Source organism: Acinetobacter sp. ANC 4218 (assembly GCF_002135245.1).
Lineage (GTDB): Bacteria > Pseudomonadota > Gammaproteobacteria > Pseudomonadales > Moraxellaceae > Acinetobacter.
In genome coordinates this window covers 16673-39030 of record NZ_NEGD01000022.1, presented here as the reverse complement: position 1 = coordinate 39030, position 22358 = coordinate 16673, and the positions used below count along the sequence as shown (strand labels likewise).

Here is a 22358-nt window from a genome sequence, read left to right as displayed (position 1 = left end):
TAGCCAGACGTTCAAAATCTTGTCTTAAAATGGGTTTGAGTAATTGATGAAATACGGTATTCTGATGTGACAAAACCTGAGTCCTTTATAGTTAAAGTGTTTGTTTGCACTCATATTTTAACTATTTAGACTCAGGTTTTTTTATTTAAAGCAAACTATGGGACAGTAGTGGGAGTGGTCCCCCTTTGGAAAAGGTGAGAATCACTGCTTCGCAAGGGGGGATTACATCCGGAACTTAATTTCCAGTAAATGCCAGCCAAACTGACTCTTAATCGGGCCATGTAATTCACGTTCAGGCAATGTAAATACAGCTTTATCAATCGGACCGACTAACTGGCCTTTTTTGATATCACCCAGTTCGCCACCTTTTTTGCCCGATGGACAGGTGGAATGCTGTTTGGCAATTTTGGCAAAATCAGCCCCATCCTGAATTTTCTTTTTTAGCTGTTCAGCAAACACTTTATCCTTAACCAGGATATGTCGAACGATGGCAGATTTCATGCTTGGCTTCCTTTAATGGCTTTCTGGTGGGCTATTTTAACTTTTTTTAGAGGCTGACATTCTGGACAAAAGACCGATGCACGCTGTCCGAGTTTTAAATTTTCCAACGTGGTTTCACAGTTCACGCACATTTCACCGGCCCGGCCATAGGCCAGCAGGGTTTGCTGGAAATAACCATTTTCACCCATGGCATTGGTATAGTCACGTAAAGTCGAGCCACCGAGATCAATCGCCTGTTTTAAAATACGTTTGATTTCTATAACTAACTGTTCAATTTGCTGAAAACTCAGGCTAGAAGCCGGTTGGGCAGGATGAATCCCTACGTTAAATAAACTTTCCGTGGCATAAATATTGCCCACTCCCACCACCATGTGGTTATCCATAATCGCTACTTTCGCTGCTACATTTTTCTTTTTAAATTTTTCAAACAGATATTCAGCATTAAATGCTTCACTCAAAGGTTCAGGCCCTAAAGTATCAATCAGCTTGCTTTGCGAGTCTTGATCGAGCCATAAAATACAGCCGAAACGGCGCGGGTCATGATAACGCAGTTCAATATCTTCAAATTGAATGATCAGATGATCGTGTTTGCGCAGTTCATCTGTTGCTGTACATAATCTGAAACTACCCGACATGCCCAAATGCCAGAGCATACTGTCTTGTTCAAACTCTGCCAAAATATATTTGGAACGGCGGGTGAGTTTCAGCAATTTTTGACCCACCAACTTTTGTATATTTTCAGGAATAGGCCAACGTAAGCTCGGCTGACGGACTTCTACCTTTAAGACGGTTTGATCCAACAGTGGCAAGAGACTGGTTTTGGTGGTTTCAACTTCAGGTAATTCAGGCATGGATCAAATGTATCAAGAAAACTTTGTGCTTAATATTGGACTGCTAAGAGGAGATTGCAAGGGAATCTCAAAAAATCTATATGCTTGTTGCAATTCGTTAATCGATGTAATCGACTGATTCTAGCAGTCATTTTAATTCGCCGATTGCTTAATGCTTCGCCCCAATCTTAATTTGAATGCGTCATTAACCTTGGTACTACAAATAAACTTAAACGCTATGCGGGTAGTTCGTTTAAGCTTTCAAGCAGTATTTTAATAAGATATAGAGCAAGCCATGCCAGGTAAATATTACGAGATTCTCTCCCCTAAGACTTTACTTTACCTGACAGCATGCCTCTGCCAGCATCTTTATGCTGCCCCTGATTCAACTGACCTAGTTTTGCTTCCTGTCATTAAAATAGAAGCGACACGTAGCGATACTGACTGGCTGCAAACACCTGCTTCAGTATATCGAATTGAACAAAATAACAATACGAATCATCTCGGTGTAAATCTTTCTGAAACTTTAAAAGGTGTACCTGGCTTACAGCTGAATAACCGTGAAAATTATGCCCAGGATTTACAGATTTCCATGCGTGGCTTTGGTGCACGTTCAACTTTTGGTGTGCGTGGTATCCGTTTATATGTCGATGGTATTCCTGCGAGTATGCCGGATGGGCAGGGCCAGACCTCAAATATTGATTTAAGCAGTCTAGACCATATTGAAGTACTGGGTGGGCCATTTTCTACACTTTATGGCAATTCCTCTGGCGGTACAATTTTGACCACGACCAAACAGGGAGAAGGCAAAGATTCCATTGAATTGGGCTATTCAGCTGGCAGTCAGCATAAAAGCCGTGCCAATGTGGTATTGTAAGGTGGTGCAGATCGGGTCGGTGAGCCGAGTTATCTGCTCAGTTCCTCTTATTTTGATACTGATGGCTACCGTGACCACAGTGCTGCGCATAAAGTACTGAGTAATGCCAAACTGACCTGGGATCTGGATGACGGCTCTAAACTGAACTGGATTATGAATCAGGTTGATATAAATGCCGATGATCCGCAAGGTTTGACCCGCCAGCAGTGGCAAGCCAATCCCAAACAGGTCAATGATGCAAACAATATCTATGACGTACGCAAGGAAATCAATCAAACCCAGACCGGTCTGACCTGGTCTAAACCGATCAATGATCAGCATGAACTGTGTGCTATGGCTTATCTGGGACATCGTGAAGTGACCCAGTATCAGTCGATTCCTTCGGCAGCGCAAATAAACCCACGCCATGCCGGCGGTGTGATTGATTTCAACCGTGATTATTACGGCACTGATATTCGCTGGACTGGAAAGAATCTTTTACCCAATACGCGTCTGACCGCGGGTCTGGCCTTTGATTATATGGATGAAGACCGCCAGGGTTATGAAAACTTTGATGCCAATGGGCAATTTGGCGTAAAAGGGAAGCTACGCCGTGATGAACAGAATTTTTTATGGAATTTAGATCCCTATCTTCAAACCGCGTGGGATTTTTTACCCAATTGGACCTTGGACACAGGACTGCGTTATAGCAATGTACATTACCAGTCTAACGATCACTATATTATCACAGGCAATGGCGACGATAGCGGCAAGACCGACTATGACCAGGTGCTACCTTCAGTGGCTTTAAGCTGGAAAATGAATGGCCGGTTCAATGCTTATGCCAGCTATGCCAAAGGTTTCGAAACCCCGACCTTTACCGAAATGGCCTATTCCGCAAATGATGGCATAAACTTTAATTTACGCCCTGCCAACAGTAATAATTATGAGCTGGGTGTGAAAGCACAAAATATGTGGGGCAATTTCACGGCTGCAGTCTTCCAAAGCAAAACACAAAACGATATTGTTTCTGCTGGAACAGTGGATGGCCGTGCGACCTATAAGAATGCGGATAAAACGCTGCGTGAAGGACTAGAACTTTCCTGGAACAAAAATCTATGGCGTGATTTAACTGCTCAGGCCAGCTACAGCTATATTGATGCTACATTTGATGCAGCGATTCCGGACAGTACGGTGCAGAAAGGCAACAAGATTCCAGGTATCTCTAAAAATCAGGCTTTTGCCTCTTTAGGCTGGCAGCCGGAAACCGGTTTTAATATGGGTGTTGATGTCCGCTATATGGATCAGGTCTATGTAGATGATGCAAATAGCGATGCCGCACCAAGTTATAGCATCGTTTCGGCCAATGCCGGTTATGTCTGGAAACAGGCCGACTGGAAAGTTCGGACTTTTACGCGAGTCGATAATCTGTTTGATAAAGACTATGTCGGTTCAGTGATTGTAAATGAGGGTAATGGACGCTTCTTTGAACCCGCGGACGGTTTGAACTGGAGTGCGGGATTAAGTGTGAGCAAGGTATTCTAACAGGGGCTAAGTGTGGCGTTATTATTTCAACCAATTCAATTTGGTTCGTTAAAACTGAGCAATAAAATCGTAATTGCTCCAATGTGTCAGTATTCGGCAACTGAACAAGGTGAAGTGACCTATTGGCATGAGCAGCAATGGGCCAATTATGCTTTGTCCGGTGCCGGTTTATGTATTGTTGAAGCCACCGCAGTGCAAGCGGAAGGGCGGATCAGTTATGCCGATTTGGGACTGTGGAATGATACACAGCGTGATCAGATTAAGGCATTACTGACAAAAATAAAGACACTTTCGCCTATGCCGTTTGCTGTGCAATTGGCACACGCAGGGCGTAAAGCCTCAACCGATAAACCTTGGAATGGAAGAGGTCAATTTAAGCCGGCAGAGACTCATGGCTGGCAAACAGTTTCTGCCAGTGACATTCCTTTTAATCCGGCCGATCATGCACCGCATGCGCTGAGTCAAGATGAAATCCAGCAAGTGATTCAAGACTTTGCAGATGCTGCCAAGCGTGCCGTGGATGCCGGTTTTGACTTAATTGAAGTGCATGCAGCACATGGTTATTTGCTGCATCAATTTATGTCACCATTATCGAATCGGCGTCAGGACGAATATGGCGGCAGTTTCGAGAACCGCATTCGGTTGACGCTGGAAGTTTTTCAGGCCATGAAAAATGCGGTACCAGAAGGCTACCCTATAGGCGTGCGTATTTCTGCAACAGACTGGATGGAGGGGCAGGCCAGCTGGGATGTCGAATCTTCGGTCGGTTTGGCCAAAGCTTTAGAGCAATTGGGGGCGGTATATATCCATGTGTCGAGTGGCGGCTTGCATATCGATCAGAATATCCATCTGGAAGCCAATTATCAGGTTCCATTTGCTCATGCCATTAAGCAGGTCGTCAGCATTCCCGTGATTGCTGTGGGTTTAATTACTGAAGCCATGCAGGCCGAAGGAATTTTGCATTATGAGCAGGCAGATGCGATTGGCCTTGCCCGTGCTATGCTGTATGACCCGCGCTGGCCATGGCATGCTGCCGCAGAGTTGGGTGAAAATATTCAAATCGCACCGCAATATTTGCGCTGTCAGCCGCATGGATTAAAAGCGTTGTTTAGCGCTTTTTAATACTTCATCCCGATATTTCGCTTGAATGTTTTAATGCTCAGACTCTAAAGAGTCGGAGTCTGGGCAAGTAATTTTATTTATTGAAAGGACAAATTCCATATGGTCTTTACGGTCATCGTACCGATCTTTTTTTTATTAGCTTTAGGTTATCTTTCGGTAAATTTTCAGCTTTTAACAAAAGAGCAAGTCAATGCTGTTGGGGCCTTTGTCATTAAAATTGCGCTACCTGCTTTATTTTTCCAATCCTTGGCCGCAAAAGATTTGCATGAAATCTGGTATCCCGAATACTTTCTTGTCTATAGCGGCGTGACTTTTATTTTATATGCTGCGGCATTTTTTATTGTTTCACATTACTTTAAAAATGACCGTTCACAGTCTTCAGTTTTGTCGCTAGGTGCGGCCATGTCGAATACCGGGCTCATTGGTACGGCGGTATTGTCCTTGCTGCTGGGACAAAAGGCGATGACCTATACCTCTTTGGTGGTAATCATTGAAAGTGTGCTGCTCATTCCGGCAGTGCTGATTCTGGCAGAACTGGGAAACTCACAAAAGGCCAGTTTTGCCCAAATCCTCCAGAGCACGGTGGTTACTTTATTGAAAAATCCCTTGTTTATGGGCGTCATGCTGGGGATAGCCTGTGCCATCTTTCAGCTTCATATTCCTAAACAGCTGGATCAGGTCTTGGCCCTGCTTGGACAAACTGCATCGCCTTTAGCCTTATTCTCGATTGGTGGCGGGATTGTGGGATTGACGCTGAAATATGTGAATCTGCAAAGCTTTTATCTGGTGATTTCCAGTAACCTGATCATGCCTTTGCTGATGTTCCTGGGTTTGAATTATTTAACCGATGTGAGTCAGGAAATGGTCTATGCTGGAACGCTTATTGCCGCTTTGCCGATGCCGACCATTTTTGCCATGTTAGGTCAAGCGTATGGTTTAAATGAAAAAACTTTAACTCCTTTATTGATGAGTACCATTTTAGGATTTATTGTGGTGAGTGTGTTAATTAGTGTCTGGTGGGCTTAAAATTTTACGGTCAGCATGAATAGCAACAAAATAACAGCTATAAAAAAAGCCCCCGGAATTGAGGCTTTTAATCATCTCTGCAGTGATTAGCTTTTCTTTTCAGCAGCAGCTTTAGGCGGGTTTTTGGCCTGTTCGGCAATCATTTTATCCACCACAGCTAAAGATTGTTTGGCTTGCGGCACATTTTCTTTGGCTAAAGCCTCAAAAATCTTTTTCGCTTCAGGCAGGTTTTGCGGAACGATTTTACCGTTTGCAAACATGTTACCTACAGCCATTAAAGCGGGAATATAGCCTTTTTGTGCCAGATCCTGAATGCTCTTTAAGCCTTGCTTAATCGGTGCTTCGTTTTTGTTTTTAAAACCCTGACTGATGTCATATAACGCTTTGGCATGAATGGCCTGATAATTGCCTTTTTTGATCAGCGGGTCCAATTTCTGCAAAGCCAGTTTATCTGATGCTGCTGTACCTTCAGAAAACAGTAATACGGCCAAATCTACGCTGGCATCATCAAAACCTTGCTTGGATGCTTTTTCTAAATACTGTTTGGCTTTTTTAGTATCTTGTGGCAGACCTAAAGTACCGGTCATGTAGTTTTTACCTAGGACATAGTTGGCGACCGGATAGCCTTTGTTTGCAGATTCTTGATACAGCTGGATGGCTTTTTTCTCATCTTTGGTGGTGCCCTGACCGGTTTGAGTCAAGTAGGCCAAATTATAAAGTGCCTGTGCATTTCCTGTTTTTGCTAATTTATCCAGCTCCTGATAAGCGCCTTTCATATCGTTGGCTTTGACCAGTGTTTCTACTTTGGCAAATGCAGGATCAACAGAAGTGGTTGTCATTTCAGCCATCGCGAAACTTGAAGACAAAGCGATCAGACTGGCAAGTATAATTCTTTTCATATTTTTAAAAAACCTTTTATAAACATAATCTTAATTCCATTTATGTACTTAAAAATGAATATGGAACCCTTCCTTTAACATCATAAGTTTATTTATGTGAATGTAAATACATGAGGGGTGCATTACCATAATATTTCATAGATATTTACATAATTGCTACTGGCTCGATTTTGGGTAGAAAATCTTAAAGCAAGCTTAAGTAGGGTGAGGGCTTTGTAGATGAATTGTTTTGTGCTTAAAATTTAAAACCAGCAAGTACAAGGATCAGAGAAAAATACGCAGCAGCGAAACGGCACTTTGTTTTTCAGCCAATCTTTGTTTAAATCGCGGCTGAATTAATGTGTGAGTAGATAAATGTTCATTAAAGCCATTAAACGCGCTTATGATCGGGTCAATCTGGACAGCAATATTCCTGAAGAAGAAAAAATGGATGCTTTGCTGATGAAACTGGGGGCTGAATATTTGGTCAGTAAAGATGACCGTGTCTATATTTTTAAAAAAGGTGAGCTTGAAGCAAAATTTGATGCCAAGCATGCGCGTGATTATTCATTTAAAGAATATGTCTGCAAAGACATGAACAAGCTGTTTCATGGTTTTTAATCCGGAAATGTGATCTGTTTAGTATCCCTTCAAATGCATAAAAGCCTCCAAAGATGGAGGCTCAGTGCAGCACATATCCAAAGCTTAAATATCTAAAGTTTCAATATTTACTGTGGACGTGCTACATCACCATTTAAGGCTTCAGGCAAATCTAGAACTTGTAATCCCAGCTCTTCAAGCGCAGCAGGTTTTGCCACGACCAGGGCTTTATAACCGCCATCCACAGTAATGCTGTTGACCACTTCAACATCATTGTTTAACTGGGTTGCAGCAGCAGGAGCATCACCGCTACCTTGCACCAAATGCAGCCAGTGTTTCGGTTTGGCCTTAAACCAGAGACGTGCAATAATTTCCTGCCCCAAATAACAGCCCTTGTCATAATGTACGCCTTCACGCTGATGCAAACGTAGTTCTTGCGGCTGGAATTCTTGTGCTGTTGTCGCTTCAATCCAGGCCTGACCGGCTTCAATCGCTTGAAGTTGCCAAGCTGCGATATCGGTTTCAGTGCTAGAAAAATCGGTGCTATCGCCATTGAGCGTAGGGAAAACTCGGCTGACTTGTTCCAGTTTCATTTTCGAAAAAGCGCCAAACTTTTTAATATGTTTGGCAAATTCTTCGGCCTGATCGTCAGTGACCACAATTTCAAAACTTTCCGGACTAATTTTTTTTAGCCATAGGCCAAACAGGATTCGTCCTTTTAAACTACAGATCGCGGTATAGCGAGTCAGGTTTTCGGCTAATGCCTCAGCATTTAAAGTCACTTGGCCCTGAAGGAATTTTTGTGCATCTACCCCATTTAAAGTGAATAGTGTAAAAGCAGTAGACGTTGACATGACTAGCCTCTGGATATATTTCACAAATCATTAGTGCAGATATTTTGCAGCATGCAGGGCAGATAGGCAAACAAAAAGCCCAGATTGCTCTAGCTTTACTGAAATTCAGAAATATGTAGTTTTATTTAAATGAATGCGGTTAAGCGACAAAATCATCAGCGTTAAAATCGCTGCTCTAATGCAAAAATGGCGACCCAAATTTTTTACCCTTGATCAATTTTTTGTAAGGTGAAGATCTTTTCTGACCTCATATTTGAAGGGTTTAGAGTGATGCAAAAATAGGTATTGCCCAATAAGCATGTTTAAAAGATAGGCATCGAAAGCAGTGCTAGATCATCAGATTTTTAGCTTAACGCTATTTTGTAGGTTTTAATGCCTGACAAGAGCGAATGCAATATAAAAAATATAAGCTTTACATTCACTTAAACGATGGGGATAAATATTACAGAACAAGATTGTTTGTTATTCGCTTAGGCACATCTAATACTAAAGAATGAGGCGTATTTCCCGCTATTTTTCCAAAAAAAGCATGATTAGAGCAAATATCCCAAAAATTATGTAACAATATGTTTCTAAAACACCTGTTTTTATACCTAAATATATGAAATATAAAAGATTTGGGAAATGGCTTTTCGGCGGTGTACTATGCCGTTGAACCGATTGTAACTCGCAACAACAATTACGTAGTAAAGAAAAAATGATTCAAGAGGCAGGTAAGCTATGAACAACAACTACCGCAAACTACTGCAAGGTACCCAGCTCGAATATTATGACGTACGCCAAGCCGTAGAAGATATTCAGCCAGGCGCATATGCAAAACTTCCTTATACCTCGAAAGTACTGGCCGAACAGCTGGTACGCCGTTGTGATCCTGCTATTTTGGAACAGTCTTTACGTCAGCTGATTGAACGTAAGCAAGATCACGATTTCCCTTGGTATCCGGCACGTGTGGTGTGTCATGACATCCTGGGGCAAACCGCACTGGTTGACCTTGCAGGTTTGCGTGATGCGATTGCAGATCAGGGTGGTGACCCGTCTAAAGTTAACCCGGTTGTACCAACCCAGCTTATCGTGGACCATTCATTGGCTGTGGAATATGGCGGTTTTGACCCGGATGCTTTTGCCAAAAACCGTGCTGTAGAAGACCGTCGTAACGAAGACCGTTTCCATTTTATTGAATGGACCAAAACCGCATTTGAAAATGTCGATGTGATTCCTGCGGGCAACGGCATCATGCACCAGATCAATCTGGAAAAAATGTCTCCGGTGATTCAAAAGCGTGAAGGTGTGGCATTCCCGGATACCTGTGTCGGTACAGACTCGCATACGCCACATACTGATGCCTTGGGTGTGATTTCTGTGGGCGTGGGTGGCTTGGAAGCTGAAAACGTGATGCTGGGCCGTGCTTCATGGATGCGTCTACCGGACATCATTGGGGTAGAGCTGGTGGGTCAACGCAAGCCGGGCATCACAGCAACCGATATCGTATTGGCATTGACTGAGTTCTTGCGTAAAGAACGTGTCGTGGGTGCGTACCTGGAATTCTTTGGTGAAGGTGCAGACAGCATGTCGGTGGGTGATCGCGCGACAATTTCCAACATGACACCGGAATATGGCGCAACGGCTGCAATGTTCTATATTGACCAGAACACCATTGATTATCTGACTTTAACCGGTCGTGAAGCAGATCAGGTGAAACTGGTTGAGCAATATGCCAAAGAAATTGGTCTTTGGGCTTCAGACATGAAACAGGCGGAATATCCACGCGTACTGCGTTTCGACTTGTCAACTGTTACTCGTAACATTGCCGGCCCGTCAAACCCGCATGCACGTGTATCAACGGCTGACTTAAAAGAAAAAGGCATTGCAGGTAATTTAGAAGCCGCTCGTGCACAAGAAGCAGAAGGTTTAATGCCAGATGGCGCGGTGATTATCGCGGCGATTACTTCTTGTACCAATACCTCTAACCCGCGTAACACTGTGGCAGCCGGTTTATTGGCACGTAAGGCAAATGAGTTGGGTCTAACCCGTAAGCCTTGGGTGAAATCTTCATTTGCACCGGGTTCGAAAGCAGCTGCACTTTACCTTGAAGAAGCAGGCGTACTGCACGACCTGGAAAAACTGGGCTTTGGTATTGTCGCTTATGCATGTACGACTTGTAACGGTATGTCGGGTGCGCTAGATCCAAAAATTCAGCAAGAAATTATTGACCGTGACCTGTATGCCACTGCGGTACTTTCAGGTAACCGTAACTTCGATGGCCGTATCCATCCTTATGCAAAACAGGCTTTCCTGGCTTCGCCGCCACTTGTTGTGGCTTATGCGATTGCCGGAACTATCCGTTTTGATATTGAAAAAGATTCGCTTGGCAACGATAAAGACGGTAACCCAATTTACCTCAAAGACATCTGGCCTTCGGATGAAGAAATTGATGCGCTGGTAAAAGTTGCTGTAAAACCTGAGCAATTTAAAAAAGTGTATATCCCGATGTTTGATTTGGGTGAGCGTGAAAAAGCGGCAAGTCCACTGTATGACTGGCGTCCGCAAAGTACCTATATCCGCCGTCCGCCATATTGGGAAGGGGCTTTGGCTGCACCGCGTACCTTGACAAACATGCGTCCATTGGCGATTTTGCCGGATAACATCACTACCGACCACTTATCGCCATCAAATGCGATTATTATGGATTCGGCTGCGGGTGAATATCTGCACAAAATGGGCGTGCCTGAGGAAGACTTTAACTCATATGCAACTCACCGCGGTGACCATTTAACTGCGCAGCGTGCGACTTTAGCTAACCCTAAACTGTTCAATGAAATGGTGGTGCGTGCTGACGGTACCATCAAGCAGGGTTCAAAAGCGCGTGTGGAGCCGGAAGGTGAAGTGATGCGTATGTGGGAAGCGATTGAAACTTACATGAACCGTAAGCAACCGTTAATCATTATTGCGGGTGCGGACTACGGTCAAGGTTCTAGCCGTGACTGGGCAGCTAAAGGTGTGCGTCTTGCCGGTGTAGAAGCGATTGTGGCTGAAGGTTTTGAGCGTATTCACCGTACTAACCTGGTGGGTATGGGTGTTCTTCCGCTGGAGTTTAAACCGGGTACTAACCGCAAGACTTTAAAGCTGGATGGTACGGAACTGTATAGCGTGGTGGGTAATATTGCGCCACGTTCGACCTTGACTTTAGTGATTGAGCGTTCAACTGATGATGGTAAAAACCAGATAGTTGAAGTGCCTGTAACCTGCCGTCTGGATACCGAAGAAGAAGTTTCTGTTTATGAAGCTGGCGGTGTATTGCAACGCTTTGCACAGGACTTCTTGGAAGGGAATGTGGCTTAACCATTTTTGATTAGAAATAAAAATCTCCCCTAACCTCTCTTTGAAAAGGAGGGTTGGGGTGGATTAATGATTAAAGTTATTGAAATTGTTTAAAAAAGACCCTACTGTTAAGTGGGGTTTTATTATTAAAAGGAAGCAATCTTGTGAGTGCTCTAATATCACATGATGTTTATAAAAATATTGGTTTGGCTTTACTACGTGAACTAAAAACAGTTTTAAAAAATTCTGGTGAATATATTAATGAAAAAAATGGATATGCGACATTGTTATTACCTAATGATATGAAAATAAGATTCACATCTTGGCGTAAAGGTACAATGCCCTATTATATTATATTGTTTGATGAAGGTGATAACTATATATTTGAATTAGACCTATCAATGATTGTTTATACAGATGATATATTTTCATGGAACTTAAAAAATCCGACTAATGAAATAAATAAAAATCTACTAAAACATATCTTAGGAGATAAAAAAAAATTTCCGAAAGAATATTCTAATTCTGTGAGAAATGTAAAGATCAATTTAAAATCTGGAGTGAAAGGAGTAAAGCAAGGATTTATGTTTGTTAATAATACAGACTTTAATTTTTTAGTTGAGCGTTTAATTGAGTTAATGAATCGAGTGATTGTGGCACATACAAAATCAAGTAAAAGCAAAAACTATTTATTTTCACAAGCAAAAGATGATGAAAAGAATGAATATACGCAAAAAAAAATAAGGCGAAATCAGTCACACTTTAGACTGAATTTAATTCAAGTTTATGGCTTGAGATGTATGATATCTAGAATTGAAATTTCAGAATTAATTGATGCTGCTCATATAATAAGCCACTCAGATAGCGGAATAAATCATACAAATAATGGCCTATTGTTAAGAACAGATCTTCATAGATTGTTTGATGCAAATCTGTTAGGTATAAATCCAAAAACATTTACTGTTAAAATATCAAAAAACTTGAAAAATACTGAGTATGAAAAATTTGATGGGGTTAAGATTTCTTTAAAGAATGATGGATCATATTTGGATGATAGATTCTTAATAGAAAAATGGAAGTGTTTCAATTAATGCTTTTATAGTTAGATATATATACACATAATAAGGAGGTTAGCGATAAGTAATGTATATTTTAGATATGTTTATTAAACAAGTTAATGCTAGGTCTGAAGAAAACAAAAAATCTTTCGATTTGCTTTATGAACAAAAATGTTATGGTGTTTGTATTGGAATCATAAGACAGGAATTAGATACTCTGCAAAGAGTTAATTATTTAATTGATTGGGAAAGTGGTTATCAACTGCGTCACAATGCATTTAATTTAGTAAAAAATAGTGTCCAATTGGGAGAGTGGAAATTTTTAAATTCCAAAGGAAAAATGCAAAATGTGAAAGATTATGAAATGCTTAAGCAAGGAGGATGGGAAGCAATAGCTTATGATTTTGGATGTGGTTTGATACATTTATCCAATAAACATTTATATAGAGATTTTGATCCTGTTATTCGTATGGAAAAAGAAGAAAAAGAAAAAATTATTGGATATCTGAATTTCTATCATGGCTTTGATAAACAAGAAATCAATATGAATGATATTATTGAGTATTTACCTAAAATTTATAAAAAAATTTATGAAAATGTTGAAGGTCTTCTTGAGGAAATCATTTCTATAAATCAAGAAAATAAAGTTTTTAGTTGAATTTTAACTGTTTCAAAAGTGAACGTAGTTGGTTTCTACTAAAAATTGAATGTGTCGACGGCTTAAAAGTAGAAAACAGCCTCACTAATCCTTTGTAAGGCTACTTAATTTCCTTTTTGAAATTATTTTTTGCAATTATGCCCACATCACTTGTCGAAATGATCAATAGACAATCATCACGATAGGGGTATACTGAGTTCACCATTTCTAAAACCTATGGAGAACAAAAATGGTTACTGCTGGCTCTAAACCCGGAACAGGCTTCTATTTTTGTGTCAAATGCGGACACCGCACCTACTTAGAAATTGGTACTGATCGTCTACCACCGTGTACCAAATGCCTTGGCAATCAATTTAACAACAAAATTGCCTAAGCAGCACCTATCAAACAGTTACCCTCTGTTTTGAACAAAAGCCCTATTCATCCATAGGGCTTTTTTGTTGGCTGGGCATTCTATCGGAGTGTATCAAGCGTGATTACAGGCGGAATTTCAAATTACGCTATTTCCACAGATGAATGAATTTGGGCGACTCGCTGTCAATTCTGCTTTTGCCTTGCCTGTGTCCTGATGTGTCAGGATACTGATCATTATATTGATATGCTAGGTACGCTTTAGATAACAAAATAAAGGAAAAACCTGCTTTTAAGATGTAAATAAAATATATGTTTATACAAAATTTTTAAGAAATATTTACTTAAAGAATGTCACGGATATTTCATGTAAAAGCGCTTGATTTTTATTCAATAAAGACATAATTATATTATTGAATTAAATCCATAAATTTTATATGGGTTTATTGTGGTTCAACTTTATAAAAATTATTCGGGGAACTATCAATGATCAAATTTATTGTAGATGAACAACCTGCAGCTAAAGGCATACACTATATACACAATGCGACACTGGGCTGCGAAGACCTGCCAAAATCGGATGACCAGATTTTGATTGGATACTTTGCAAATTATGAACTCGCCTATAAACGCGCAAGAATGAACTGGCCAACAGAAAGAGTAGAAGGCTGTAGCAAGTGCTGTAAGGAATAATTTAAATCTGAAACTGAAAAACTCTGCCTAACTGGCGGAGTTTTTTTTTATCTGGTTGATGATTGATTTAGCTGCGGAACACTAAAATGTTTCAATCCTAGATCAGGTTTTGAATAAATATAAATAGATAGGAATAACTGGCGAATAGAAATCGCTTCCCATTCATCTATGGACTGATTATTGTTGATTGTTTGAAAAATGCTCAATAAACCCTCATCTTAAACTTTATATTCACGGTATTTAGGGCGCCCAATTGCAACATTATCTTGATCTGAACCACGACTCTGGTGTGGCCAGCTATGAAATTGGCAATGAGTTTATTCGTGTTCAATTTAAGAAAAAATCAAAAATTTATACTTATAGCTATGCCAGTGCCGGCTATCAGCATATTGAAAATATGCAACAGCTGGCGCAATATGGTGATGGCTTAAATACCTATATCAATCAAAATGTTAAACAGCTCTATGTGTGATAAAGGGCAGTGGAATTCGCAACTTTGCTTTGATTTAAATTGTTGTTTATAAATGAATAAACAACATAATGGCTCACTGCTATAGGCCTATAGTATCTGGCCTATTTATCTTTAAAATTGCTGGATTATTGCTTTAAAATTAGGCTGAAAATATGGAAGGGATAAAGTTAAAACCACGCTTGTCCTGGCAAAATATGACCAGAAACAAGTGTTTATTTAAGTCTGGAAATGATCAACATCATGGCATATTGAAGTATAGATGAAACAGAAGGTATGGGGTATGAACGGAAGAACAGAATATCAAACATGCATGGTCTGCAAAAAAAGCTTTCCTAAGAAAAATCTTATCCCGATCGGAACAATTCGCAAAGTCATTACAGAGGAAATTTCACAGGATTTTCCACAGTGGTCACCTGGCGACTTTATCTGCCAAGCTGATTTAACCAAATACCGTATGCAGTATGTACAGTCCATTTTAAAATCTGAACAAGGTGAAGTCACTGATCTAGAATATGAAGTGTTGAACAGTATGCAGCAGCATGAGCTGATCAGCAAAAATGTAGAGAACAAGCTCGATCAGAATTGGACTTTTGGAGAAAAACTGGCTGATAAAATTGCAAGTTTCGGTGGTAGCTGGACCTTTTTGATCTGCTTTGCCATTTTCTTGGCGCTGTGGATTTTGATCAATACCGTGGTCATGGTGAAACATCCTGCAGATCCATATCCCTTCATTTTATTAAATTTAATGCTGTCCTGTTTGGCCGCCATTCAGGCACCCGTAATCATGATGAGCCAAAACCGGCAGGAAGCCAAAGACCGTTTGCGTTCGCAAAATGATTATCAGGTCAACTTAAAAGCTGAACTGGAGATTCGACATTTACATGAAAAACTTGATCATCTTTTAATGCATCAGTGGGATCGTCTGGCTAACATTCAGGAAATTCAACTGGATTTGCTGTCAGAAATGACCAAGAAGAAATAGCCATTTATAATCTGATGCTAATCTTCAATGCTGTGATTTATAGAGATGGAGAAAATATTCCGATTCATGTTGATTTGGCGCAATAAAAATCGGAATTTTATATCAATTGGGGAAATTTTTTTACAAATATAGATAAAGTGGGAAAATATCCCAAAAATAATTAAAAATGCAAAATCTTAGGAAATTAATCCCGCATGTCTTTGGCTATTCTATATCTCAAGGGTGTGAAGGGATCGAAAAGAGTAGATTGCTGCCAGTTGCGTACAACGTGAGTGTAGTACTTACCCACAAGGTCTTGATTCGGCTTAGGACGCTATAAATTACCAATTTATAGGCATCAGGTTATCACTTACAAAGTGGTAATAGTTGAAGTAAAACAGTATGTTTTCCCTGACCCCCTAAAAAATTCTCAAGCACATAAAAATAGAAGAAATCAAATTTACATTCAAAAAACCGGATACAAATCAGTGGTTCATTTTTGTGGATAAAATCTGCTAATTTATAAAATATCAGCGAGCATCCGGTCAGGCCATAAAAATGCTAAATGATGATTTCTGGAGTCGTTTTCTACTTTGTTCATTACTCATTAATTACATCATATTAATGATCTGGTTTTTGCTGTTTATTTTTGCCCGTAACTGGATGAAACAGCTGCATGGCAAATGGTTCCAGCTTTCAGATCACACTTTTGATGCCATTCATTATGGAGGCATGGCTATATATAAAATTGGTATTTTACTGCTTAATCTGGTGCCATTTCTGGCCTTATATCTGATACGAAATTCCTAACCCGGATTCAACTTTAAAAGGCTTATAGGCAAATAGATCATCTTTAAACAGCAGTTTCGCAGTTTATAGAAACAGGACCGCTACAATCAAAAACAAGCAAAAGAGGAATTCGGCAGCATGAATCAATTCAAACCTGCACTGGTTTTAGGTATTTTCATTTGTCTGGGGATGATTATTGCGGGATGGATTCTCGGCAGTAGTGCAGTCAAAATTAAGCAATATGAACGTATAGTCTCGGTCAAGGGTCTATCTGAGCGTGAGGTGAAAGCTGATGTCGCAGTATGGCCAATCCGTTTTAGCTCGGCCAGTCAGGACCTGACCCAGCTGTATGACACCATGGAAATACAAACCCAGCAAATTCAGGCATTTTTAAAGGCCGAAGGTTTTAGCGATCAGGAAATTACCACTGCAGCTCCGGTTACGACCGATAAATATGCCCAGCAATATGGCGGCGATGCCAATGTCGCGCTCCGTTATACCGCCCATCAAACCATTACCATCTATACCCACCGAATAGATGCAGTGCGGGCAGCACAAAGTCGTCTGGTGGCTTTGGGTAAAAAGGGCATTGCCTTTGGTGGCGATGATTCAGGTCAACGAACCGAATATTTATTTACCAAGTTAAATGATATCAAGCCAGCGATGATTGAGCAGGCAACGCAAAATGCCCGCAGTGTGGCAGAAAAATTTGCCGCAGATTCCAAAAGCCGTTTAGGTAAAATCAAGGCGGCTAATCAGGGACTGTTTAGCATTGAAGATCGCGACAGCAACACGCCTTATTTAAAGAAAGTCCGTGTGGTATCGACGGTAGACTATTATTTGGCTGATTAAATGGGGTAAAAAGTGATGAAAAAATGTGGTCCGATGTGCAGATAAATTCCAGTAATCCCAATTTTTCTGCAAGAAAAAACCTGTATTTTAATCCGGAAGATAAAAAATTCTATTTATTATTCATTTAAGGAAAAAAATTCCCAAAAATGATGAAAAATTAAAAAAACTGAGGAAATTAATCCCGACCGTCTTTAACTAACATATATCTCAAGGGTGTGATAAGGGATCGAAAAGAGTAGATTGCTGCCAGTTGCGTACAACGTGAGTGCAGTACTTACCCAAAAGGTCTCGATTCGGCTTAGGACGCTATAGATTATCAATTTATAGGCATAGGGTTATAACTTATAAAGTTATAATGGTTGAAGTAAACCACAGATGTTTTCCCTAACACCCTCAAAAATTCTCCGGCAAAAATATAAGATAAAAATCTCTTTTATTTTTCTTCATTGATAAAATATTTAACAAATCAATTACCTATAATAAATTATATGCGTTATCTTGATACACTTATTCAACATTGTCATGCTGCTAAAATGGCCATACCTATTCAGGAATTTATATTTTCAACTCTAGATGATTTACCTCCGATATCTAAGGCGATTTATATCATTGAACAAGTAGACGGCGATATGAATGAAACATTTAATCACTTTCGTATCTTTAAAGCGCAGGGAACGCATGCCTGTGCAAGATTAAATGCGCCTTGCACAGTGATGTATGTAGGTTCATCTACCACAGGACTTAAAAATCGGTTGAAACAACATTTGGGTCAAGGCCAAAAGAGCACGTATTCACTACATTTGAGTCAATGGTTTCAAGGTCAGTTTAAAATCACGATCAGGCAATATGAAGTAGATCATCAGGTACTGCAATTGATTGAAGATGACCTCTCTCATCAGCTTAAACCTGCGTTTGGAAAATTGGGTGCAAACAATAAATAATTCCAGATTGACTCTGTATTTCAGAGACGTTGACAGTCTGATCTGACCTTGTTATTTTGCGCCCATTCTCCCACATGCTGTAATGCTATGCCCATCAACGACAACTTCGTGTATATGCCGCCTCAGGAACCGCTTGTTATCGTCTATGAAGATGAAGACCTAGTGGTGATTGAAAAGCCGGCAGGGCTGTTGTCCGTTCCGGGACGCTTACCTGAACATCATGACAGTGCCTATTTTCGCGTATTGGAACGCTATCCCAATGCTAAAATTACCCATCGTCTAGATATGGCAACTTCCGGCATTTTGATGTTTGCCAAACACCGTGAAGCAGAAGTGGCGGTCAGTAAAATGTTTCAGGCGCGTACGGTCAAAAAAAACTATATTGCGCTGGTTCAAGGCAAGCTCGAAGCTGAGGGCAGTGTCGAAGTGCCATTAATTACTGACTGGGAAAACCGGCCGCGTCAAATCGTGCATTTTGAATTGGGAAAACCTGCCAGAACGCTGTATCAGGCCTTAAAATATTCTGCAGTGGAAGACATTAGCCGGGTATTACTGACTCCGATTACCGGACGTTCCCATCAACTCCGGGTGCATATGCAATATATCGGACATCCGATTACTGGCGACAAGCTCTATCATCCAGAACCCTATCAGAGTCCATTAAAACGTATGGCCTTACATGCCAGTTATCTGGCTTTTAAACAGCCTTTAAGCGGAGCAGATGTTGAAATTAAAGCTAAAGTACCTTTTTAATCAGTGTCTTAAAATTTTATCTGTTTAACATTCTAGAATTTTAATCATAAGTTACATATATGATATGAGGGCTATCTTCTGCTTAGTTCACTGATTTATGATGATGAAAATCTTAGAATAATAAAAAGTGCGATCATTCAGACACGATATCCCTTTTCTGGTAATGGAAAAACAAACGAATAATCATGCGTAACATTTCTTTGAAATAATAATTTTGAGATAATAATCGTTTATCTATATATCCTGACCACAATGATTTATCTATATATCCTGACCACCCTTATTTTGCTGGGATTGCTTTATCGGGCAATCATGCAAATAAGAAAAAAACAGATCATGCTTGAATCTTTACAGGTGAATCTGGATCGTACGCGAAATAATCTGGCAGAGCATGAGCAGCAAAATGATGCGCTGCATCATCAATTAAATACCTGTCGTATAGAGATCGGAAATTTAAAAAACAGGGTTGAAAAGCTGAGCCAGTATCAGGACATTGTAGATATTGAACATTACATTGCGGAGCGAAAAAACCAGGTCGAGAGCTTTGTTGAAGTCACTAAAACTGAAGCAGAGTTTCTGCTGGAAAAAATGAAGGCAGAGATTGAAAATACTCGACATTATCTGGAAAAACTGGAAAAAAATAGCCAGCTTAAGCTGGAAGCCCAAGCCAGAGAACGACTAGGTGCTTTTTATAATCAGGTCTTAGAACAAGAAAACTTGGAGGCAATTTCTAAAGCACTGGAAAACAAGATTCAGGGTTATGGTATTCAAGATGTATATCCTGTACAAACCTTTCTGGATCAATTGATTGATGGCTATGGTGACATTCATGCCGTGCAGCAGTTAAAAGAAGTCCGCCGTAAAATAAAAAATGCCATTGCAGCAAACACAGGGGGGCAATGTGAGTATGTCGAAGAAAATCGCCAACTTTCTGCCATCGCTCTGGTTACTCATGTCTTTAACAGTAAAGCTGATCTGTATTTATCTCAATTAGACCATGACACTGTGGACCTGTTTATTCAGGCGCTGCAAGATGACTTTATCCTGATCAATCATTATGGAGAAGCATTCGGTCATACCCGAATTCATGAATCATTTTTAAAGTTACGTCTGGAAGAATTTAAACTTACGGCCCTGGTTTTAGCCTTCAAGGCACAGCAACAGACTGGGCCAAGTGAATTGCAACAGCAGAGGGTGTAAGGCTAATACCAGCAATCTGTAAAAAATGGTAGAACGAGAGATTGCTCATCAGCACAAGCGCTGTAGTTAAGCTAAATAGTTAAATAGATAAACTGAAACAAACTTGAGCTAATCTATATGGCATGATATAGCTGGTACCTAATTACAATAAGGAAACGCTCCATGACACGCGATTTTGAACAATTCCCCGATGATGAAAATGGTAATGTACTTTGGCAAATGGCCGAAGATGGCGATGACCTGACCGAAGCGCATGAAATTGAATTTTCCATTGCTTTTCAGTCTGAAGAACAGGCACAAAAATGTGCACTTTATCTGCTTAAAGAAGAGCAAAAAATTAGCCTGTTTGAAGATGAAGAAGCCGATACGGTCGAGTGGATTATTACCATTTATGTGTATATGGAACCTGAATATTCAGACATCGTCGATCTGGAAGAATGGTTCACTAAAATTGCGACGCAATATGATGGCGAATATGATGGCTGGGGCTGCATGGCCTATGTCTATGAAGATGAAGAATGGGAAAATGAAGTCAAAAGTTAATCCATATTCCTAAAAAAATTAACAGGTTGGGGATGATCCAAGTTAAGCCAATCGGATCGAACCTGTTAAAACAGGCCTTAAGTATTTAGATGCTTAGGGCTTTTTTAATGGCAAAATTTTATTAAAAGTATCAGAAATGAGCTGAAACTCAGCTTTGCATGGTTAAAAGCGGGTTTCTCATTATTTTTAAGTTTCTATCTGTTTTAATTCTTCTGAATTTTTAATTTAAATATTTGATTTTAATATGGTCGTGTGGTGATTTTTAACTCAGTTATTTGAATGTCATCTCTCTGCGTTGTTTACCAAATACCTGCAATGTATTTACCAAGCACTCCCTTTGTAAAGAAAACTCCTTGCTAGATTAATACATAAATTGCAAAAAAGTTTATCTCTATTCCCAGAAAAAAAAGGAGCATAGCATGGCAGTCAATCACTATGTGGCCTATGGTCCAGAAGTAGAGCAAAAACAGGAAAATGAAGAAGCAGACATTCAGCACATCGTAGAGTATATGGCGCAAACCCATACTCAGGTTTTTGACAAGCATCGTCATGCGGTACGCGATGCACATGCGAAATCCCATGGTTTTTTAAAAGGCATTTTGACCATTCCGGAAAACCTGCCGAATCACTTGGCACAGGGAATTTTTGCCCATCCGGGTTATTATGATGTCATTGTGCGTCTATCTGCCGCTTCTGGAGATTTGCGTAGTGATAAAACACCTGCACCTCATGGTTTTGCCCTTAAAATTTTAAATGTACCGGGCGAGCGCTTATTGCCAGAAGATTCAAGCGATGGAAAAAATCAGGATTTTCTGATGGTCAATATTCCGGTGCTGGCTTTTGGGACGGTACGTAAATATATGCAAATGCTGCCTTTCATCATTGAAGGGGAAAGAATGCCTGAACTGGTCATGCGTAGCCTACGCAGTGTCATTCGTGGAATGGATCATCTGCTCAATCGCGCTGGCTTGCCGGCATCTACGATGATAAAAGGTCTGGCACGCAGTCAACATCATGTGCTAGGAGAAACCTATCACAGTATGGCTGCTCTTCGTTATGGCAACTATATTGCCAAAATGAGTGTGGCACCTGAATCTGAATCGGTGAAGCAGTTGACCGGTCTACAGATGCATATTCAGTATGATTCTGGCATACGTGATCTGGTACAGGGCTTTTTCAAGCGTAATACGGCTGAATATGTGATTCGAGCCCAGCTTTGTACTCATCTGGACCGTATGCCTGTCGAAGATGCGTCGGTCTTATGGGATGAGGATGAGTCACCGCATCAGGTCATTGGAACTTTACATTTTCCTCGGCAAAATACCTTCAGTCCGGCACGTCGGGTTTATTCGGATGACGTGCTGTCTTTCAGCCCATGGCATGGGGTAAAAGAACATCAGCCTCTGGGTTCCATCATGCGTGTACGTATGCAGGCTTATGAACGTTCATCCTGTTTTCGGCACTGTATGAACATCCAGCCCCGCACAGAACCCCATGATATTGATGACATGCCAGATTAAATATTCACAGCCGGATTTTACACTCAGACTAAAAATA

At 40.5% G+C, this 22358-nt stretch carries 21 protein-coding genes and 1 pseudogene; 18 read left to right on the top strand and 4 right to left on the bottom strand.

Annotation, left to right across the window (positions count from 1 at the left end; translation table 11 throughout):
* Window positions 1–222: 222 nt before the first annotated feature.
* Both B9T38_RS15845 and mutM read right to left on the bottom strand, forming a co-directional pair.
* The gene (locus B9T38_RS15845; RefSeq protein WP_086197677.1) at window positions 223–501 is read right to left on the bottom strand and encodes a peptidylprolyl isomerase; all 279 of its coding nucleotides are present in this window, start codon (window positions 499–501) and stop codon (window positions 223–225) included.
* Entirely contained in the window at window positions 498–1352 is an 855-nt protein-coding gene (gene mutM / locus B9T38_RS15840; protein ID WP_086197676.1) for a bifunctional DNA-formamidopyrimidine glycosylase/DNA-(apurinic or apyrimidinic site) lyase, read from the bottom strand. The genes B9T38_RS15845 and mutM overlap by 4 nt, the downstream gene beginning before the upstream one ends.
* 274 nt (window positions 1353–1626) lie before the next feature.
* Between mutM and B9T38_RS15835 the strand changes: the two are divergent.
* The 3 genes and pseudogenes from B9T38_RS15835 to B9T38_RS15825 all read left to right on the top strand — a co-directional run bounded on the left by B9T38_RS15835 (window position 1627) and on the right by B9T38_RS15825 (window position 5880).
* A pseudogene (locus B9T38_RS15835) lies at window positions 1627–3732 on the top strand (TonB-dependent receptor domain-containing protein).
* A gap of 12 nt (window positions 3733–3744) precedes the next feature.
* The gene (locus B9T38_RS15830; RefSeq protein WP_086197675.1) at window positions 3745–4854 is read left to right on the top strand and encodes an NADH:flavin oxidoreductase/NADH oxidase; all 1110 of its coding nucleotides are present in this window, start codon (window positions 3745–3747) and stop codon (window positions 4852–4854) included.
* 99 nt (window positions 4855–4953) lie between these two features.
* The gene (locus B9T38_RS15825) at window positions 4954–5880 is read left to right on the top strand and encodes an AEC family transporter (RefSeq protein ID WP_086197674.1); all 927 of its coding nucleotides are present in this window, start codon (window positions 4954–4956) and stop codon (window positions 5878–5880) included.
* Window positions 5881–5966: 86 nt separating this feature from the next.
* On the opposite strand, the gene B9T38_RS15820 is transcribed toward B9T38_RS15825, so the two are convergent.
* On the bottom strand, window positions 5967–6779 hold the full coding sequence (locus B9T38_RS15820) for a tetratricopeptide repeat protein (protein ID WP_086197673.1): 813 nt from the start codon (window positions 6777–6779) through the stop codon (window positions 5967–5969).
* A gap of 354 nt (window positions 6780–7133) precedes the next feature.
* Between B9T38_RS15820 and B9T38_RS15815 the strand changes: the two genes are divergently transcribed.
* A complete protein-coding gene (locus B9T38_RS15815) occupies window positions 7134–7379 on the top strand; it encodes a hypothetical protein (protein WP_086197672.1) in 246 nt (81 codons plus the stop codon).
* A 107-nt stretch (window positions 7380–7486) separates the two neighbouring features.
* Here the strand turns inward: B9T38_RS15815 and ygfZ are convergent, their stop codons facing one another.
* A complete protein-coding gene (ygfZ, locus tag B9T38_RS15810; protein WP_086197671.1) occupies window positions 7487–8212 on the bottom strand; it encodes a CAF17-like 4Fe-4S cluster assembly/insertion protein YgfZ in 726 nt (241 codons plus the stop codon).
* A gap of 720 nt (window positions 8213–8932) precedes the next feature.
* On the opposite strand from ygfZ, the gene acnD reads away from it, so the two are divergent.
* From acnD to B9T38_RS15740, 14 genes are all read left to right on the top strand, one after another.
* Complete coding sequence (gene acnD, locus B9T38_RS15805; RefSeq protein ID WP_086197670.1) at window positions 8933–11551, top strand: Fe/S-dependent 2-methylisocitrate dehydratase AcnD; 2619 nt, start codon at window positions 8933–8935, stop codon at window positions 11549–11551.
* Window positions 11552–11694: 143 nt separating this feature from the next.
* Window positions 11695–12621 carry an HNH endonuclease gene (locus B9T38_RS15800; protein WP_086197669.1) on the top strand — a complete coding sequence of 309 codons (927 nt, stop codon included), beginning with the start codon at window positions 11695–11697 and terminating at the stop codon, window positions 12619–12621.
* Window positions 12622–12673: 52 nt separating this feature from the next.
* A complete protein-coding gene (locus tag B9T38_RS15795) occupies window positions 12674–13246 on the top strand; it encodes a hypothetical protein (protein ID WP_086197668.1) in 573 nt (190 codons plus the stop codon).
* A gap of 229 nt (window positions 13247–13475) precedes the next feature.
* A complete protein-coding gene (locus B9T38_RS15790) occupies window positions 13476–13619 on the top strand; it encodes a zinc ribbon-containing protein (protein WP_086197667.1) in 144 nt (47 codons plus the stop codon).
* 464 nt (window positions 13620–14083) lie between these two features.
* A complete protein-coding gene (locus tag B9T38_RS15785) occupies window positions 14084–14290 on the top strand; it encodes a hypothetical protein (RefSeq protein WP_086197666.1) in 207 nt (68 codons plus the stop codon).
* 253 nt (window positions 14291–14543) lie between these two features.
* Window positions 14544–14762, top strand: coding sequence for a hypothetical protein (locus B9T38_RS15780; RefSeq protein ID WP_086197665.1), 219 nt, complete (start codon window positions 14544–14546; stop codon window positions 14760–14762).
* A 280-nt stretch (window positions 14763–15042) separates the two neighbouring features.
* Window positions 15043–15744 (top strand): DUF1003 domain-containing protein, encoded by a 702-nt coding sequence (locus B9T38_RS15775; RefSeq protein WP_086197679.1) that lies wholly within the window; start codon window positions 15043–15045, stop codon window positions 15742–15744.
* A 537-nt stretch (window positions 15745–16281) separates the two neighbouring features.
* A complete protein-coding gene (locus B9T38_RS15770; RefSeq protein ID WP_086197664.1) occupies window positions 16282–16533 on the top strand; it encodes a DUF6868 family protein in 252 nt (83 codons plus the stop codon).
* Window positions 16534–16650: 117 nt separating this feature from the next.
* A complete protein-coding gene (locus B9T38_RS15765; RefSeq protein WP_086197663.1) occupies window positions 16651–17364 on the top strand; it encodes an SIMPL domain-containing protein in 714 nt (237 codons plus the stop codon).
* A 488-nt stretch (window positions 17365–17852) separates the two neighbouring features.
* Entirely contained in the window at window positions 17853–18305 is a 453-nt protein-coding gene (locus tag B9T38_RS15760; RefSeq protein WP_086197662.1) for a hypothetical protein, read from the top strand.
* 87 nt (window positions 18306–18392) lie between these two features.
* The gene (locus tag B9T38_RS15755; RefSeq protein WP_086197661.1) at window positions 18393–19058 is read left to right on the top strand and encodes an RluA family pseudouridine synthase; all 666 of its coding nucleotides are present in this window, start codon (window positions 18393–18395) and stop codon (window positions 19056–19058) included.
* Between the two features lie 336 nt (window positions 19059–19394).
* The gene (locus B9T38_RS15750; RefSeq protein ID WP_171263260.1) at window positions 19395–20258 is read left to right on the top strand and encodes an SNIPE associated domain-containing protein; all 864 of its coding nucleotides are present in this window, start codon (window positions 19395–19397) and stop codon (window positions 20256–20258) included.
* 162 nt (window positions 20259–20420) lie between these two features.
* Window positions 20421–20801 carry a ribonuclease E inhibitor RraB gene (locus B9T38_RS15745; protein ID WP_086197659.1) on the top strand — a complete coding sequence of 127 codons (381 nt, stop codon included), beginning with the start codon at window positions 20421–20423 and terminating at the stop codon, window positions 20799–20801.
* Window positions 20802–21220: 419 nt separating this feature from the next.
* Window positions 21221–22321 (top strand): catalase family protein, encoded by a 1101-nt coding sequence (locus B9T38_RS15740; protein ID WP_086197658.1) that lies wholly within the window; start codon window positions 21221–21223, stop codon window positions 22319–22321.
* Window positions 22322–22358: the final 37 nt, after the last annotated feature.